The sequence below is a fragment of the Pedobacter sp. GSP4 genome, from assembly GCF_051857575.1.
Lineage (GTDB): Bacteria > Bacteroidota > Bacteroidia > Sphingobacteriales > Sphingobacteriaceae > Pedobacter.
This window is the reverse complement of the sequence record NZ_JBPZIR010000002.1, coordinates 472094-488003: the sequence shown is the minus strand read 5'-3', so window position 1 is coordinate 488003 and position 15910 is coordinate 472094. Positions and strand designations below refer to the sequence as shown.

Genomic DNA, 15910 nt, shown 5'->3' with positions numbered 1-15910 from the left:
TGCTTCATAGATCCCATTGCTAGCTAACAATCCACCAATAAAAAAAGCCTTACAGTAAACTGCAAGGCTTTCAAATTATAAAAAAAATTAATTACTTGTCTTTTTTGCTTCCGCCGCCAAATACCGAGAAGTGTACATAACGTTTAGGATTAGCTTTTAAATCGATCATCAGCTCATCCAGGTTTTTAGAAGCATTGTTTAAGTTCTGATACATTTTATCATCATTCAACAATAAACCTAAACTGCCTTTTCCGTCTTTAATTCCCGAAATTACACTTTGTAAATCAGCAATGGCGTTATTCGCATTATCCAAGGTTTGCTTAAAGTTAGCTGCTGCAAACTTATCGGTAACGGTATTGATGTTGGTTAAAATGTCGCTAATTTTCTGGTTGTTGTTGTTCAGGTTTGCGGTAATCCCTTCAACATTTCTAAAAATAGCTTCAATCCTGGCGCTTTCAGATCCTACCAATCCATCAACTTTTTTAGAGGTTGTTTCTAAAGAAGCCAATGTTCCAGCAATACTGTTAAAACTACGGTCAACATTTTTTTGGAAGTTTGGATTCAAAATAGAATTTACACTACTTAAAATAGAATCCATTTTGCCGATAATCAGTTCAGCTTTTTTCTGTACCGGTTGCACCTGCTCCATTAAACCTTTTTCTACATTGGCATTTAGGGTATAACCATCTTCAGCCATTTTTTTTGAGTTACCCAACGACATGACGATGGCTTTGCTGCCCAATAAATCTGTTCCTTCTAAACGTGCAATACTGTTTTCAGGAATCTCGTATTTACTGTTAATGCTTAACGTGGCAATAATGGTACCATCTGTTTGGAGTTCCAGTTTAGCCACACGGCCAATCTGATAACCGTTAATCAGGATGGGTTTTGATACCGTTAAACCATCAACATGGGTATATTTTGCAAATAGTGTGGTTTCGTTGGAGAAAATTGAATTTCCTTTCAAAAAATTATATCCAATTATTAATAAAGCAATGGCAAACGCAGCTAAAATACCTACTTTGGTTTCGTTCTTAATCTTCATGAGTGTTTTCTTTAATGGCTACAGGCGCTGATTCTTACATCTTAACCCGTTAGAGCGTAATTTATTTTTTATGCTAAACTTTATAAATACACAAAGCCCGCATCAATTGTTTTGTTTGGAACCTGTTTTATATTTTTTGTAAAGTTAAAATAACTATCATTTATAATGCCACTTATTTAACTTCAATATTCTTTTTATACGTTTTTATTGCATCAAAAATAGAATTGGCGATTTCACTTTGGCCTTTTTGCGAATTAATATATTTTTCTTCATCAGTATTGGAAATAAAACCAACCTCTGTTAACACTGCAGGCATGCCACAACGTTGCAGTACGAGCACGCCCTGTTCTTTCACACCTCTGCTGAACCGCTCATCTCTGTTGATATAGCTGTTCTGTATCAATTTTGCAAATTTAATGCTTTTATCACGAAAGGTGTTTTTGAGCAATGATAACAGTATAAAACTACTGGGATTGTTCGGATCGTAACCATCATATTTGGTTTTGTAGTTTTTCTCTAGCTTAATATCGGCATTTTCACGGATAGCGGCATCCTGTTCTTTCAATCTGTGTGAGCCTGCAACCAATGTTTCGACGCCTTTAATGTGTTTATTGCCCGGGGGCATAGAGTTACAGTGAACTGAGATAAAAAGATCGGCATTGGCTTCGTTTGCAATTTCTGCACGCCTATACAGGTCCACATCGATATCGGTTCTGCGCGTAAAGATTATTTTTATATCTGGCAGTTCTTCCTTTAAGATTTCGCCCAGCTTAAGTGCAATTTTTAAAGAAACGTCTTTCTCTTTGGAAAAGCTCCCTGATGCGCCTGGTTTTCTACCGCCATGGCCCGGATCAATAACAATTGTTTTGATTTTATACCCCTGGGCAAATGCAAATTGAGTAGTTAGTGTTAAAATAAAAAGTAACGTTACCAGAAGTTTAATCTTCATTTAATTGCTGTTAAAATGATGTTTCAGCTATACGCCTGTAATTTTTGATTGCTTTGATGATACCGTTCACAATTTCACTTTGCCCTTCGGGCGAGTTCATGTAATCTTCTTCTTCCGGATTGCTCACAAAACCAATCTCTGTTAAAACTGCCGGCATAGCTGCGCGGGCCAATACGGCCAGGCTTTTTTCCTGCACACCACGGTTAATGCGCCCTGCGTTAACATATTCCTGTTGAAGCATGGAAGCAAACTTTAAACTCCTATCTCTATTGGTTTGTTTCATTAAAGATAACATAATGTCGCTTTCAGGTGTATTGGCAATAAAACCCTCGTAGTTTTTCTGGTAGTTATCTTCTAAGAACATCGAAGCATTTTCACGTTTAATTACCTCGTCCTGTTCACCCAAACGGCCAGTTCCCGATACAAACGTTTCGGTTCCTCTTGTCGAAGTACTTTTAGACGTTACCGTTCTGTACACCGGCACTTTTTTGCCCCTAACTTTTTTGTAATAATCAACCACCCGCGAAACGCGAACAGGCATATCGTTTAAGTGGATAGAGATAAATAAATCTGCTTTCGCATTGTTTGCTATATTTATCCTTTCGTAAAGCGGAATAAATACATCCGATTCTCTGGTGTAAATTACTTTAATGTCTTTCAGGCTATCTTGAAGTGCACGGCCAAGGTTCAGTGCTGTTTTAAGTGCAACATCTTTTTCTTTGGAATATACCCCATGCGTGGCGCCGTCTTTACCACCATGACCGGCATCGATCACAATTGTTTTTATTTTATATTCTTGTGCAATAGCTTGATTATCAATTGCATTCGACAATGCAAAACAAATAATAAATGTTAAAATGGATTTAAGATACATCAATGGTATATTTTTCACTAATTTTGAACGTTTTTGATTAAACATTTGTGCAAAAATAACATTCAAATACGAATTTGAAACTTCTTAAGAGCTCTATTTTACTAATTTCTGTCATTTTATTAACACTTGTTGTTAGTAAAGCTAACGCATTTTCTCATTTTTCATTGCAGCAAATCATTAAGCAAGACACAACCAAAAAGGATACGACCAAGGCCAAGGGCAAAAATAACAGTAGTATCGATCAAAAAGTTGAGTACAAAGCCAAAGACTCGGTAAAAATGAGTGCCGACAAAAGTATTGTTTATTTATATGGCAATGCAAGGGTTATCTATGGTGATTTTGAGCTAGATGCAAGTTATATCAAATATGATAAAAAGCAGAACACCATTTTTGCAAGCGGTTTAAAGGACCCCAAAACGGGCAGGTATACCGGCCGTCCGATTTTTAAATCGGGAGCAGATGGAACAGCCATTGCCGATTCTATTTTTTACAATTCGGAAACAACCCGCGCCAAGGTTTATGGAGTTTTCTCTGAACAGGAGGGCGGTTATTTCTCCGGCGGACAAAGTAAAAAGCAGATTGATGACGAGCTCCACATTAAAAATGTAATGTACAGTACCTGTAATCTGCCGCACCCACACTTTGGTTTAATGATTTCTAAAGGAGTGGTAACCGAGAAGCAGATTATTACGGGGCCGGTTTATATGATTATTGAAGATGTACCAACCATATTAGGTTTGCCCTTCGCATTTTTCCCGAAGCCGAACAAACGAACGTCTGGCGTAATTTTACCTACACCGGGAGAGGACGCTACGCGTGGGTTTTTCTTACAGAATGGTGGTTATTATTTGGGGCTGAATGATTATTGGGATGCCAAATTAATGGGATCTATTTACACCAACGGTTCTTACGAAACCAGTTTATTAAGTAATTATACCAAACGTTACAAATATAACGGTAATATTAATTTAGCCTATTCTAGTTTTAAAGATGGTTTGGAAGGTACCGAAGCCTTTAAAAACCCAACCAAAAACTTTAGCATTAACTGGAGCCATAGTCAAAATGCCAATGCCAAACCCGGAACTACTTTTAGCGCCAGTGTAAGGTTGGTATCAACAGGGAAAAGGGGTTATTATAAAAATACAGCCGCAGGTACTACTTACGATATTAATGCCATTGCAACCAATTCTACCAGTAGTAGTGTGAGTTATGCGAAAACATTTTCAAACAACATGAACTTGTCTTTAGCGGCTTCAAGTGACCAGACTTTAAGTACAAGGGCCATTTCACTCCGTTTACCTGAGCTTACCTTTAACGTGCCTACATTTAACCCTTTTAGTCCTAAAAATGCGGTTGGCGAGCAAAAATGGTATCAAAAATTAACGGTGGGCTACAGTTTACAAGGAACCAACAGGATTGATACTTTCGATAGTTTATTGTTTCAAAACGATGGTTTAAAACGGTTGAGAAGTGGTTTTTCGCACAGCATTCCAGTAAATATGTCTTTTTCTGCCTTTAAATCATATTTAAATATCAGTTTGGGCGGTACCTACAACGAGGTTTGGAATTTCCAGAGTGTGAATAGAAGATATACGGAGTTTGCCGATAATACTTATTCTTTCAGAGAGGATACCGTTAGCGGATTTAAAAGGGCAGGAAGCTATAGCTTTTCTACCAGTATGTCGACCAAAATATATGGTAGGAGAGATTTTAACCCGGCCGGTAAAATACAGGCCCTGAGGCACGTAATGACCCCGAATGTTTCTTTCTCATACTCCCCTGATTTTACCAAAGCCGGTTCAGGACCTTACAGGTCAGCTCAAACTGCTGCAGGAGATACAATTTATGTTAGTGGACAGCCTTTAAAGTATTCAATTTTTGATGGGATGGCACAACCGGGATCTTTTGGTGGGCCAAATGCCTCGATCGGCTTCGGTATAGACAATACGGTAGAACTGAAGGTTAGGAATAAAAATGATACAACAGGGACCGGATCAAAAAAAATCCCGATTATTCAGGGTTTAAGCTTTAGTGGTTCGTATAACTTTTTGGCAAAATCTTACAAACTATCTACCATCGGTTTCAGTGGCCGCTCGCAGTTTACCGATAAATTAGGTATTAACTATAACGGAACTTTGGATCCTTATGCGCTAGGACCAGATACTTTGGGTACAGGCTTGTTAATCAGACGCGACCGGTATTTTTTCCAAGAAGGTAAAATACTTCCCCGTTTAACCAACTTTGGTTTCTCTTTTGATTATAGCTTAAATCCAGATGCTTTAAAGCGTAAAAACGAGGCAAATGATAAGATGGGTGATGCGGCCAATAAAAAAGGCTTAAACGATATCCAATCCGCGCAGTTAGCAGCCATAAGCCGCGATCCTAATGCTTTTGTGGATTTTAACATTCCATGGAATTTTTCATTCTCATATAGTTTCCAATATTCCAATGATGGAAACGTCAGTACAATTTCAAATACCTTAAATTTTAACGGAGACCTTAACTTAACACCGAAATGGAAGGTTACTTTTAACTCTGGTTACGATTTTAAGAACAATGGTTTAACGCCAATGAACCTGGCCATTTACCGCGATTTACATTGTTGGGACATGAGTGTAAACTGGGTACCTTATGGCGCTTATAAGAGTTATTCGGTAACCATTAAGGTAAAAGCATCGATATTGCAGGATTTGAAGTTGAGCAAAAGACAAGGTTTTTACAGCACATACCAATAAATTTATGTTAGCCGAAATTATTACCATTGGCGATGAGATACTGATCGGTCAGATCGTTGATACCAATTCAGCCTGGATGGCTAAACAGCTAAATCTGACTGGCGTTTCTGTTAAACAGATTACTTCAGTGTCTGATGATGAGCAACATATCCTGGGAGCTTTGGCGCAGGCAGAGAAACGCGCTGATATTATCCTGATTACGGGCGGTTTAGGGCCAACTAAAGATGATATTACCAAAAAAACGCTGGCCAAATACTTTAACATGGGTTTTAGGAGGGATGAAGGCGCTTTGGAAATGGTCCGTCAGATCTTCGAAAAATACAATCGCCCCTTACTCGATATCAATATCCAACAGGCCGATGTGCCCGATGGCTGCGAGGTAATTGTAAACAAAAATGGAACTGCACCGTGTATGTGGTTTGAGCAGCACGATAAAATTTTTGTTTCCATGCCGGGTGTGCCTTTCGAAATGATGTATTTAATGGATGATGAAATTCTTCCAAGGATAAAAAGCCGCTTCGAACTACCAGCTATTGTTCATAAAACCATTCTTACCGCAAATATTGGCGAATCTTTTTTGGCTAAAGAAATTGAAGAGATAGAAGATGCCTTACCTGCACACATTAAACTGGCCTATCTGCCCAAACTAGGGCAGGTACGTTTGCGTTTATCGGCTACGGGGAATGATGAATCCAGCTTAAAATCAGAGGTTGAAACTTATGCCAGGCAGATCATTTCGAAAGTTGAAAAATTTGTGGTAATTGATGAAGATATTCCATTGGAACAGGCCGTTCTGAATATCATGAAGGTGCGTGGACTCACATTATCTACTGCAGAGAGCTGCACCGGCGGGTATATTGCACATTTAATTACACAGCACCCAGGCTGTTCGTCGGTTTACTGGGGCGGAGCGGTAGCTTATGCCTATTCGCTCAAAGAATCGGTACTTGGTGTAAAAGAGAATACTTTAACTACATTTGGTGCGGTTAGCGAGCAAACGGTTACCGAAATGGCCGAAGGAGCCATTAAACACTTTAAAACAGATTACGCTATAGCCGTAAGTGGCATTGCAGGTCCTGATGGCGGAACAGCAGATAAGCCTGTTGGCACAGTATGGATTGCAATTTCTTCGAAGAACAAAACTGTAGCTAAGGTGTTTAATTTCAGTAACAAACGCATTCAAAACATAGAACGTTCGGCTGCCTCGGCCTTAACCATGTTATTAAATCTACTTAAAGAAACAGTTTAGAAACAATAAAAACTGTATTTTTGTGGCGTTACCAATATAAAATACTGTAATTTAATATGGCTCAATACGAACTATTGTTACCAAAAATGGGTGAAAGTGTTGCAGAAGCAACGGTGATTAAATGGGTAAAGCAACCGGGTGATGTTATCGAATTAGACGATACCATTTTGGAAATCGCTACAGATAAGGTAGACTCAGAAGTTCCTTCGCCTGTTGCCGGAAAATTGGTAAAGCAATTATTTGCAGAAGATGAAGTGGCCCAGGTTGGCGATATAATTGCCATTATCGAAACGGAAGGCGGAGCTGCCGCTCCAGTTGAAGAAACAGTTGCCCCGGCAGCGCCAGTTGTACAAGAAAAAGAGGAAGCAATTCCGGGGATTGAACAATTGCCAACAGAAAATGCAGCACCCCAGACTGATTTTAATACTTCTGACCGTTTCTATTCTCCTCTGGTAAAAAGTATTGCCGCACAAGAAAATATCTCACTTGCAGAATTAGATGCTATTAAAGGATCTGGTGCTGATGGACGTTTAAATAAAGATGATTTATTAAACTACATTTCAAGTAAAAATGGTGGACAGTTATTGAAAACACAAACAGTGATCATGACTCCGCCGCCTCCTGTTGAAAATAAAAGTCAGGCTGTAGCTGAGAAACCGGCTGTTGCAGTAAATAAAACTTCTACAACATCGGTTAGCGGTGGTGATGAGATTATTGAAATGGACAGAATGCGTAAGCTGATTGCCGATCATATGGTGATGAGTAAAAGCACTTCGCCCCATGTAACTTCTTTTGTTGAGGCCGATGTAACCAATATGGTTTTATGGCGCAATAAAGTGAAAAATAGCTTCGAGAAAAGGGAAAATGAAAAAATAACCTTTACCCCAATATTTGTAGAAGCTGTTGCGAAGGCTATCAAAGATTTTCCGATGATCAATGTTTCTGTAAACGGAACACAGATTATAAAGAAACGCGATATCAATATCGGTATGGCAGCTGCCTTGCCTAGTGGTAACTTGATTGTTCCTGTAATCAGAAATGCCGATCAGCTTAATCTGGTTGGTTTAACAAAAGCTGTTAACGATTTGGCCATAAGGGCAAGAAACTCAAAATTAAAACCCGATGAAACACAGGGCGGAACTTTTACCTTAACCAACGTAGGTAGTTTTGGCAATGTAATGGGAACACCAATTATTAATCAGCCACAGGTAGCTATTTTAGCTGTTGGGGCCATTAAAAAGAAACCAGCAGTGCTAGAAACCGAACATGGCGATGTAATTGCCATTCGCCACATGATGTTCCTTTCTTTATCCTACGATCATAGGGTAGTAGATGGTTCTTTAGGCGGTATGTTTGTACGCAGGGTGGCCGATTATTTGGAAAGCTGGGACTTGAACAGGGAAATCTAATCAGCTTTCAGTTAACAGTTTTTAGTTGGTAAAATGCCAATAATTAAACAATTTACCGTTTAACAATCAAAAATGTTAGATTCAAATTTAAAAAAGATAGTTGCTGATAACGTGCTGCATGCCAAATGGTTAAATACGTTATCGTATATGGAAAATGCAGGTGCAAAGAAGATTTCGGCTTCAGAGCATAAAGAAAACGTAAACCTGATTATCCTTAAGCATGCTGCAGAAGAGCACCGCCATGCTTATTATTTAAAAAAGCAGATTTCGAAAATTGACGATGCCCTGTGTAAAACCTATACAAACGCAGAGCTGCTATCGCCAAACCATACCAAATATTATTTACATGCTTTGGATATTGCGGTTTGCCGTTATCTTAAAGCTGTTTTTAACCTTTCTGGTTACGAACTGAAGTTTGCCGCTTATTTATTTGTTACCTACGCCATTGAGGTACGCGCCGATGAACTTTATCCTATTTACCAATCGGCATTGGATGAAGCGAAAAGTAAGGTAAACGTAAAATCGATTATTTTAGAAGAAGAAGGTCATCTGGAAGAAATGATGAACCAATTGGTGGGTTTTTCTGATGATTGGGAAAATCATGCTGCAGAAGTAATCAAGATAGAAAAATCACTGTTCGAAGATTGGACTGCTGCCTTAAGCGCAGAGTTGCCGGTAAGTGCTTAGTTGGTTTAAACTAAGAAGCCAATGCAAAGGATCAGATTTGTTGAGGATAACGATAGAAAAGTTATTGTAATCCCATCGACTAAAAACTGGTTCTTTATTATCTTTTTTTTTCCGTTTTTATTGGTTTGGTTGGCAGTTGAGCTCTTTATTCCTGTCTTGATTATTATCAATTTAAAAGCTATACTGTCATTTGGTGCTTGGATTGTAGGTTGGACGGGAATAGGATTGCTGATCACCAAAATATGGATTTGGGAAGCATTTGGTAAGACTGTTTTATACCTCAAAGAAGATGAACTCATTATTAAAAAGAGGTTCGATTTAATTTCATCAACTAAATATTTTAAGTTAATTGGTATAACTGATTTATCAATATTAAATAAGGACATAGAGACTACCAGATATTTTACGCGTCCGAATTACCTGTTTTCGTCTAAAACAAAATCCATTATTTTTAATTATGGTTTTTTAAAAGTTAATGTTGTTGATTGGATTAATCAGGAAGAAGCTGAGTTAATTATAGATGTGTTGAATAAATCAATAGCAAGTTTTAAATCCCGTTAAAACTAAAATAAGTAACACTTGTTTCTAAACAAAAATACGATCATGGCTAAATTTTCAGAATTAATTAATGGCGACAAACCTGTTTTGGTTGATTTTTTTGCCGAGTGGTGCGGTCCATGTAAAATGATGAAGCCGATTTTGGAGCAGTTAAAATCGCAGGTTGGAGATACTGCATCTATCATTAAAGTAGATATTGATAAAAACCAACAGGCAGCAGCAGCTTTTAGCGTACAAAGTGTACCCACATTAATCCTGTTTAAAAAAGGAACAGCAGTTTGGCGGCAAAGTGGTGTGGTACAGGCCGCCCAACTAAAGCAGATTATAGATACACACGCATAAATTATACTTCTACCACACTTTTAGGGGTTACGGCGAAGATACGCTCACTCACTTTGGGGTAAATGTTATAAAGCCCGGTAAAGAGGCTAAAAGCTGGTAAAACAGCGTATTTGCTTCCAAAATAAAAGCAGGGAAATTTTAAGCGCTGTTTGGCTTTGCCTACAATCGTTACGCCAGGATGGATGTGCCCACTGATTGGATATAACTCTTCATCGGTATAATTGGGTGCATCATGGATAAAGCAAAACGGACCTAAACAAAAACTGGGCTCATGTATTTCAATGCCCAATTCTGCATAATTTGCTTCCGAAAGCTGATCGTGGTTGCCTTTAACCAATAAAAAACTCAGCTGTTCATACTGTTTTTTCCACTGCGAAAACTCGTCAATATCAGTATTTAAGCCATGATGAAACATATCGCCGTTAATCAATAGTGTTTTAGGATTGTATTGTTTAATCAATAAGCTTAAACGCTGTAAATCGGTTTGGGCAATGGTTGATGGCACTTGCAGGCCTGCCTTTCGGAAATGGGCAGATTTACCTAAATGCAGATCGCTTATGGCTAAAAGTTGATGCTTGGGTAGAAATAAAGCCCGCTCTTTGTCTAAAATCAGTTCTTCACCCTGGCTTGTAATGGTCATTTGTTCGCTTTATTTTCACTTTGGACCAGTCGGGAGATTTTTTTACCTCCCTGACATGATCCAATCATTTATTTAATTTTTTCTGATTCGGCTTTCATTCTGGCAATGCGTTGTTCGAGTTCTTCCGAGCTCATGTTTTCCCTCAGGCTATCCACTTTAATTGGGAAAGACAGCGGCGTAAAACTTTTCGGATTGGTAATTACAATTGCTGCATGCTGAATCCGCTCTAATGCTGCTGCCAATCGGGGTTCTTCCAATTGCTGGTAAAACACCTCATCGTAAGCCTGTCGCAAAAGTAAATTATGTTTGTCATAATCACTAAAAACATTAAAAAACAAACCTGCAGATGATTGTAAATGTTTATTTGCCACATATTTTCCTGGGTATCCCTGAAAAACCAATCCTGAAATACAGGCAATATCCCTAAATTTTCTGCGCGCCATTTCGGTTGAATTAATGCTTAACGTAATATGTTCGGTTAAGTTTTTGGGCGAAAAAACCTCATATGCAATAGATTCATCCATCGGTATTTCAGTTTCACTCAACAGCTCAAAACCATAATCATTCATGGCAATAGAAAAACTGATAGGCAATAATTTGCTCAAGCGGTAAGCCACGAGCGCTGCTAAAACCTCGTGCACCAATCTTCCCTCAAAAGGATAGGCGAAAAGATGAAACCCTTCCTTATTGTTGATCAGTTCGATGAGTAATTCGTCGTTGCGCGGTACATGAGAACGCTTTTCCTGCAGCAAGAACAAGGGATAAACAGAATCAAGCTCTTCATCCTGATGTGTTTTATCAAGTGCCTCATTGTATTTTTTGCGCAATACGGATCCCAGATTGGATGATAGCGGGAGCCGTCCGCCATTCCAGCTGGGCGATATGGCATTTTTCTGTTTGCTGTTGCGTACGATAACGGTCATATCTTTTACATGGACGAATTCTAGAACCCTTCCGGCCAAACGGAAATTATCGCCCGCTTTTAAACGGGTAACAAAATATTCCTCCACCATACCGAGATAACCGCCTGAAAGAAATTTAACCTTCAACATGGCATCGCTTACAATGGTGCCAATGTGCAAACGATGGCGCATGGCGAGTTGCCTGCTTTTTACTTTCCAAAGGCCGTCCTCATCTTTTGTAACCTTTTTAAATTCGTTATAGGCACTTAAACTGTCACCACCTGAGGTGATAAACTGCATTACCCAGCTCCATTCTTCGGGAAGGATGAGTTTAAAGGCATGTGTGTTCTTAATTTCATTGTAGATCACCTTATCATCAAAGCCATCACCAATAGCAAGTGTAACCAGGTACTGGATCAGCGTATCAAAAACCATGATAAAAGGCTCTCTGCTTTCAATATTGTTTGTTTTGGCAGCCTCTTTAATTGCAGCGGCTTCAACCAGTTCCAGTGCATGGGTGGGAAGAAAATATATTTTGGAGGTTTCGTGTGGCGAGTGCCCCGAGCGTCCGGCACGCTGTAAAAAACGGGCCACACCCTTTGGCGAACCCACCTGTACAACGGTATCTACAGGTTTAAAATCTACGCCCAAATCTAATGATGAAGTGGCAATAACGGCTTTTAACTGCCCAGTGTGCAACGCATCTTCAATCCAATTGCGGAGCTCAAAATCTATCGATCCATGGTGTATGGCAATCCGCCCGGCCAGTTCAGGTTCGATATTGAGCAGGTGCTGATACCACATTTCTGATTGACCGCGCGTGTTGATGAAGATTAGCGTAGTTTTACTCTTTTCGATGATGGGCAGCAGTTTGTAGGCTAGCTTTAAACCCAAATGACCAGCCCAGGGAAGTGTTTCAATATCATCAGGCAAAATTGATTTGATCAGAATTTTCTTTTCAAGATCTGCCTTTACAATAATGCGTTTATCTGTTAAATCGGGAGCTAAAACATCAAGTGCTTCTTCAATATTACCTATGGTGGCAGAAATTCCCCATATCCTTAAAAACTGGTTTTTTTCCAGCTTCTGCAGTCCCTTGATCCGTGATACCGCCAGTTCTACCAGTACACCGCGCTTGCTGCCCAACAGCTCGTGCCATTCGTCGGCAACGATACATTTGAGGTTTTTAAACAGTGTTGATGATCCTTTTTGTGCCAATAATAGATGCAGGCTCTCGGGGGTGATCAATAAAATTTCGGGCATCGATTTTTTTTGCTGCAGTTTTTCTGCCTGGGAAGTGTCTCCATTGCGTACGCCAACATGCCAATCGAGCTCCAGCTCCAATAAAGTTTCGCGCATGGCCCTGGCAATATCTTTGGCCAGAGAGCGGAGTGGTGTGATCCAGATTAACTGTAAGCGGTCTTTCGCTTTTTTATTGCTTAATGCAGATGCATTTAGTGCTTCAATAACAACGGCTAAAAATAGCGAAAAGGTTTTTCCAAAGCCCGTAGGTGCATTAACCAAACCACTATAGCCATTAAGATAGTACTGCCAGGCATCTTCCTGAAACTGAAAAGGCTTGCGTTTATTCGTTTTTAGCCAAGCTTTTATCTTTTTATAACCTTTGGTTTTGGTTTGATCCATTGTTTAGTTTCTTAATTATAAACCTTACAGGTTTGCAGCAAAATCTATTTCTCGTTCTGTGTACTCATAGCCCGAATTTTTAAATCATTAATGGTCTGTGGAGACACATACCATGGACTACATTATAAAGTAGATTGCAGCAGCTGTCTCAGATCTTCTAAAGTATTAATTTCATCGGCTTTTTTATCTTTTCGCCACCGCAATATACGTGGAAAACGCAAGGCTAATCCTGCTTTGTGCCGTTTACTTTCCGCAATCCCTTCAAATGCGATTTCGAAAACCAGTTCGGGTTTTACTGTACGTACCGGCCCAAATTTCTCTATTGCATTTCGGGTTACAAACGAATTTACTTCTTTAATTTCTTTATCTGTTAAGCCCGAATAGGCTTTGGCAATGGTTACCAAGTTTTCTCCATCACGTACGGCAAAGGTATAATCGGTAAAAAAGTTTGCTCTTCTGCCGCTTCCTTTTTGTGCGTAAATCATCACTGCATCAACCGTATATGGATTAATTTTCCATTTCCACCAATCGCCGCGTTTTCTTTCGCTATGGTACTGCGAGCTTAGTTTTTTAAGCATAATCCCCTCACTGTTGATCGATCGTGAGGTTTGCCTCAATTCGGCGAGCTCTTCCCATGAGGCGCAATTGATTACCGGCGAAATGATTACGTTGCTTTCATCCAGGCCACCAATCAACTCCTCCAGTATTTTCCGCCTTATGCTTAAGGGTTCCGTTCTAAAATCTTTGGCCTCATACTCTAATATATCGTATACAAAAAAGCCGATAGGAGCATCTTCAAGCTGTTTTTTACTTATAGTTTTACGGTTTAACCGCTGTTGTAAAGTGCTAAAAGATAAAACCTGTTTATCCTGCACAGCCAGTATTTCTCCATCCAGAACAACGCCATCAGGCAAAATATCCATTAAAAAATGTAATTCTGGAAACTGTTCTGTAACCAGTTCTTCCCCGCGGCTCCAGATAAAAAGTTCGCCATTTCGTTTTACAATCTGTCCGCGTATACCATCCCATTTCCATTCTGCCTGCCACTCCGAAATGTCGCCAAGGTTTTCGGGCTCCTGTTCAAGTGCATAAGCCAAGCAAAAAGGGTAGGGCCAAGAGTTATCGGTATTTACGTGAATCCCGTTAATCAGTTCGTTAAAGGTAATCTCGTAAGGGTTCCACTTGCCCATCATGCTGTGCATAATCTGTGCACTATCCAAACTGCTCTGCTTGGCTAAGGCATTAACGAGTATCTTGTTTGATACACCAATTCTGAAATTACCGGAAATAAGCTTATTGAAAATAAAACGTTCCTGGGTTTCCAAATGGTTCCAGGCATTTAAAATAAAGCTTTTCTTCGTTTCGTCGTCTTTTCCCTCTAGGTCATGCAGATCTTCAATCCACTTATGCAGTTGAAAATCGGAAGTGTTTTCTGCAGGCGGCAGGAGCAGGGCAATGGTTTCGCTTAAATCGCCCACATTCGAATAACTTTCAGAAAACAGCCATTCGGGCGTTTGGGTAATTTCGATAGCCCAATATTTAAGCAAGGCCGATTTTATGGGGCGCTTAGGCTTCTTGCCTGTAAACAGTGCAATCACCCAAACCTTGTCTTTATCATCGGCATAGTTAAAATAATTAACCAGTGCCGCAATTTTGTCGTTGGTTTTGTTGCTGAGTTCGAGCTGTTGTATAAGTTGGGCAAAACGTTTCATGATGGGTTGTTTTCAATTTGTTCGGCCAAATCAACTTTATTTTCTTCCTCGTCTTCCTGTCCAAATTTGGTAAGTACTTCACTGGCTTCAATACCTTCATCGTTTAAAAAACGGGTAAATGCAGCTGTAAAACCATGGGTTACATATACTTTTTCGGCGCCGGTTGCGGTAATGGCTTCCATTAGGCCGGTCCAATCGGCATGATCGCTCAGTGCAAAACCTGCGTCGACACTTTGCCAGCGGCGGTGCGCCCTAACCTGCATCCAGCCAGAACAAACACCTGTAACAGGGTGTGATAAGTTCTTGATCCAACGGCTATCGCGCATGGCGGGGGGGACAATAACAATCCCCTTTTGCAGTTCATCTTTGGATATTTCGGGCGTAATGCGGATGGTTTTGGGCAGGTTTACGCCAGCATGTACAATTACCTCATTTAAATTTGCAATGCTGTTATGTACATATATTGGAATATCTCCCGCAAGGTTTTTAATTAAGCGCTGTGCTTTGCCGAGGCTGTAAGCAATCAATATGCTGGTTTTTTGCTGATCAATGTTGTCGCCTATCCAGTTTTTAATTCCGTTAAAAACAACTTCCTGTTTTTGCCATTTGTAAACGGGCAACCCAAAGGTGCTTTCAGAAACAAATGAATGGCATTTTACAGGTTCGAATGGGGTGGTTAGGCCATCATCTTCAATTTTATAATCGCCAGATACAACACATATTTCGCCTTTATATTCCAATCTAACCTGCGCAGAACCAATAATATGGCCTGCCGGAAAAAATGAAATGCTTACACCGTTCCGCACTAAACGCTCGCCATATTCCAACGTTTCTACATTTAAATCTTCGCTTATCCTGCGTTTAATTATCGGTTTGGTTAAGGTATGGCACAAATAATACTTATTGCCAAACCTTACATGGTCGCTATGTCCGTGTGTGGTTACGGCATAATCTACAGGCCACCAAGGGTCTATATAGAAATCGCCCTGTTTGCAGTAAATGCCTCTTGTGGTAAATTCGATTAATGCCATGCTTTATTAACAATAAATGTACCGATTGGTTTTGGCATGATATCGGGTAAATAGCCGATAAATTAAAATATCGGGTAATTAGCCGATAAATCGAAATATCGGGTAATTAGCCGATATTATTTTTGAAATATGA

Annotated in this window: 13 protein-coding genes; 6 read left to right on the top strand and 7 right to left on the bottom strand. The window is 39.6% G+C overall.

All coding sequences use genetic code 11. The features are described from left to right. Positions 1–91: 91 nt before the first annotated feature. The 3 genes from ACS5PU_RS05570 to ACS5PU_RS05560 form a co-directional block, all read right to left on the bottom strand. Entirely contained in the window at positions 92–1045 is a 954-nt protein-coding gene (locus tag ACS5PU_RS05570; protein WP_439458288.1) for an MlaD family protein, read from the bottom strand. A gap of 172 nt (positions 1046–1217) precedes the next feature. Next, positions 1218–1994: an N-acetylmuramoyl-L-alanine amidase family protein gene (locus tag ACS5PU_RS05565; RefSeq protein WP_439458287.1), complete on the bottom strand. Its 777-nt coding sequence runs from the start codon at positions 1992–1994 to the stop codon at positions 1218–1220. 10 nt (positions 1995–2004) lie between these two features. After that, positions 2005–2868: an N-acetylmuramoyl-L-alanine amidase family protein gene (locus ACS5PU_RS05560; RefSeq protein WP_439458286.1), complete on the bottom strand. Its 864-nt coding sequence runs from the start codon at positions 2866–2868 to the stop codon at positions 2005–2007. 164 nt (positions 2869–3032) lie between these two features. Between ACS5PU_RS05560 and ACS5PU_RS05555 the strand changes: the two genes are divergently transcribed. The 6 genes from ACS5PU_RS05555 to trxA all read left to right on the top strand — a co-directional run bounded on the left by ACS5PU_RS05555 (position 3033) and on the right by trxA (position 9848). Beyond that, positions 3033–5603 (top strand): putative LPS assembly protein LptD, encoded by a 2571-nt coding sequence (locus ACS5PU_RS05555; protein WP_439458285.1) that lies wholly within the window; start codon positions 3033–3035, stop codon positions 5601–5603. Positions 5604–5607: 4 nt separating this feature from the next. Continuing rightward, positions 5608–6852, top strand: coding sequence for a competence/damage-inducible protein A (locus tag ACS5PU_RS05550; protein ID WP_439458284.1), 1245 nt, complete (start codon positions 5608–5610; stop codon positions 6850–6852). Between the two features lie 56 nt (positions 6853–6908). Beyond that, entirely contained in the window at positions 6909–8261 is a 1353-nt protein-coding gene (locus ACS5PU_RS05545; RefSeq protein ID WP_439458283.1) for a dihydrolipoamide acetyltransferase family protein, read from the top strand. Positions 8262–8333: 72 nt separating this feature from the next. Next, complete coding sequence (locus ACS5PU_RS05540) at positions 8334–8948, top strand: hypothetical protein (protein WP_439458282.1); 615 nt, start codon at positions 8334–8336, stop codon at positions 8946–8948. Positions 8949–8969: 21 nt separating this feature from the next. Then, positions 8970–9509: a hypothetical protein gene (locus ACS5PU_RS05535; RefSeq protein WP_439458281.1), complete on the top strand. Its 540-nt coding sequence runs from the start codon at positions 8970–8972 to the stop codon at positions 9507–9509. Between the two features lie 42 nt (positions 9510–9551). Beyond that, positions 9552–9848 (top strand): thioredoxin, encoded by a 297-nt coding sequence (trxA, locus tag ACS5PU_RS05530; protein ID WP_439458280.1) that lies wholly within the window; start codon positions 9552–9554, stop codon positions 9846–9848. Between the two features lies 1 nt (position 9849). On the opposite strand, the gene pdeM is transcribed toward trxA, so the two are convergent. From pdeM to ACS5PU_RS05510, 4 genes are all read right to left on the bottom strand, one after another. Then, entirely contained in the window at positions 9850–10488 is a 639-nt protein-coding gene (gene pdeM / locus ACS5PU_RS05525) for a ligase-associated DNA damage response endonuclease PdeM (protein WP_439458279.1), read from the bottom strand. A 68-nt stretch (positions 10489–10556) separates the two neighbouring features. Next, positions 10557–13034 carry a ligase-associated DNA damage response DEXH box helicase gene (locus ACS5PU_RS05520; RefSeq protein WP_439458278.1) on the bottom strand — a complete coding sequence of 826 codons (2478 nt, stop codon included), beginning with the start codon at positions 13032–13034 and terminating at the stop codon, positions 10557–10559. A 122-nt stretch (positions 13035–13156) separates the two neighbouring features. Then, positions 13157–14746: an ATP-dependent DNA ligase gene (locus ACS5PU_RS05515; RefSeq protein ID WP_439458277.1), complete on the bottom strand. Its 1590-nt coding sequence runs from the start codon at positions 14744–14746 to the stop codon at positions 13157–13159. Continuing rightward, positions 14743–15777 carry a ligase-associated DNA damage response exonuclease gene (locus ACS5PU_RS05510; RefSeq protein WP_439458276.1) on the bottom strand — a complete coding sequence of 345 codons (1035 nt, stop codon included), beginning with the start codon at positions 15775–15777 and terminating at the stop codon, positions 14743–14745. Before ACS5PU_RS05510 ends, ACS5PU_RS05515 begins: the two co-directional genes overlap by 4 nt. Positions 15778–15910 lie beyond the last annotated feature (133 nt).

Coding starts and splice junctions, on each gene's coding strand:
- ACS5PU_RS05510 (WP_439458276.1), bottom strand. CDS start 15,777: ATGGCATTAATCGAATTTACCACAAGAGGCATTTACTGCAAACAGGGC.
- ACS5PU_RS05515 (WP_439458277.1), bottom strand. CDS start 14,746: ATGAAACGTTTTGCCCAACTTATACAACAGCTCGAACTCAGCAACAAA.
- ACS5PU_RS05560 (WP_439458286.1), bottom strand. CDS start 2,868: ATGTATCTTAAATCCATTTTAACATTTATTATTTGTTTTGCATTGTCG.
- ACS5PU_RS05520 (WP_439458278.1), bottom strand. CDS start 13,034: ATGGATCAAACCAAAACCAAAGGTTATAAAAAGATAAAAGCTTGGCTA.
- ACS5PU_RS05570 (WP_439458288.1), bottom strand. CDS start 1,045: ATGAAGATTAAGAACGAAACCAAAGTAGGTATTTTAGCTGCGTTTGCC.
- ACS5PU_RS05535 (WP_439458281.1), top strand. CDS start 8,970: ATGCAAAGGATCAGATTTGTTGAGGATAACGATAGAAAAGTTATTGTA.
- ACS5PU_RS05565 (WP_439458287.1), bottom strand. CDS start 1,994: ATGAAGATTAAACTTCTGGTAACGTTACTTTTTATTTTAACACTAACT.
- ACS5PU_RS05550 (WP_439458284.1), top strand. CDS start 5,608: ATGTTAGCCGAAATTATTACCATTGGCGATGAGATACTGATCGGTCAG.
- ACS5PU_RS05545 (WP_439458283.1), top strand. CDS start 6,909: ATGGCTCAATACGAACTATTGTTACCAAAAATGGGTGAAAGTGTTGCA.
- pdeM (WP_439458279.1), bottom strand. CDS start 10,488: ATGACCATTACAAGCCAGGGTGAAGAACTGATTTTAGACAAAGAGCGG.
- ACS5PU_RS05540 (WP_439458282.1), top strand. CDS start 8,334: ATGTTAGATTCAAATTTAAAAAAGATAGTTGCTGATAACGTGCTGCAT.
- trxA (WP_439458280.1), top strand. CDS start 9,552: ATGGCTAAATTTTCAGAATTAATTAATGGCGACAAACCTGTTTTGGTT.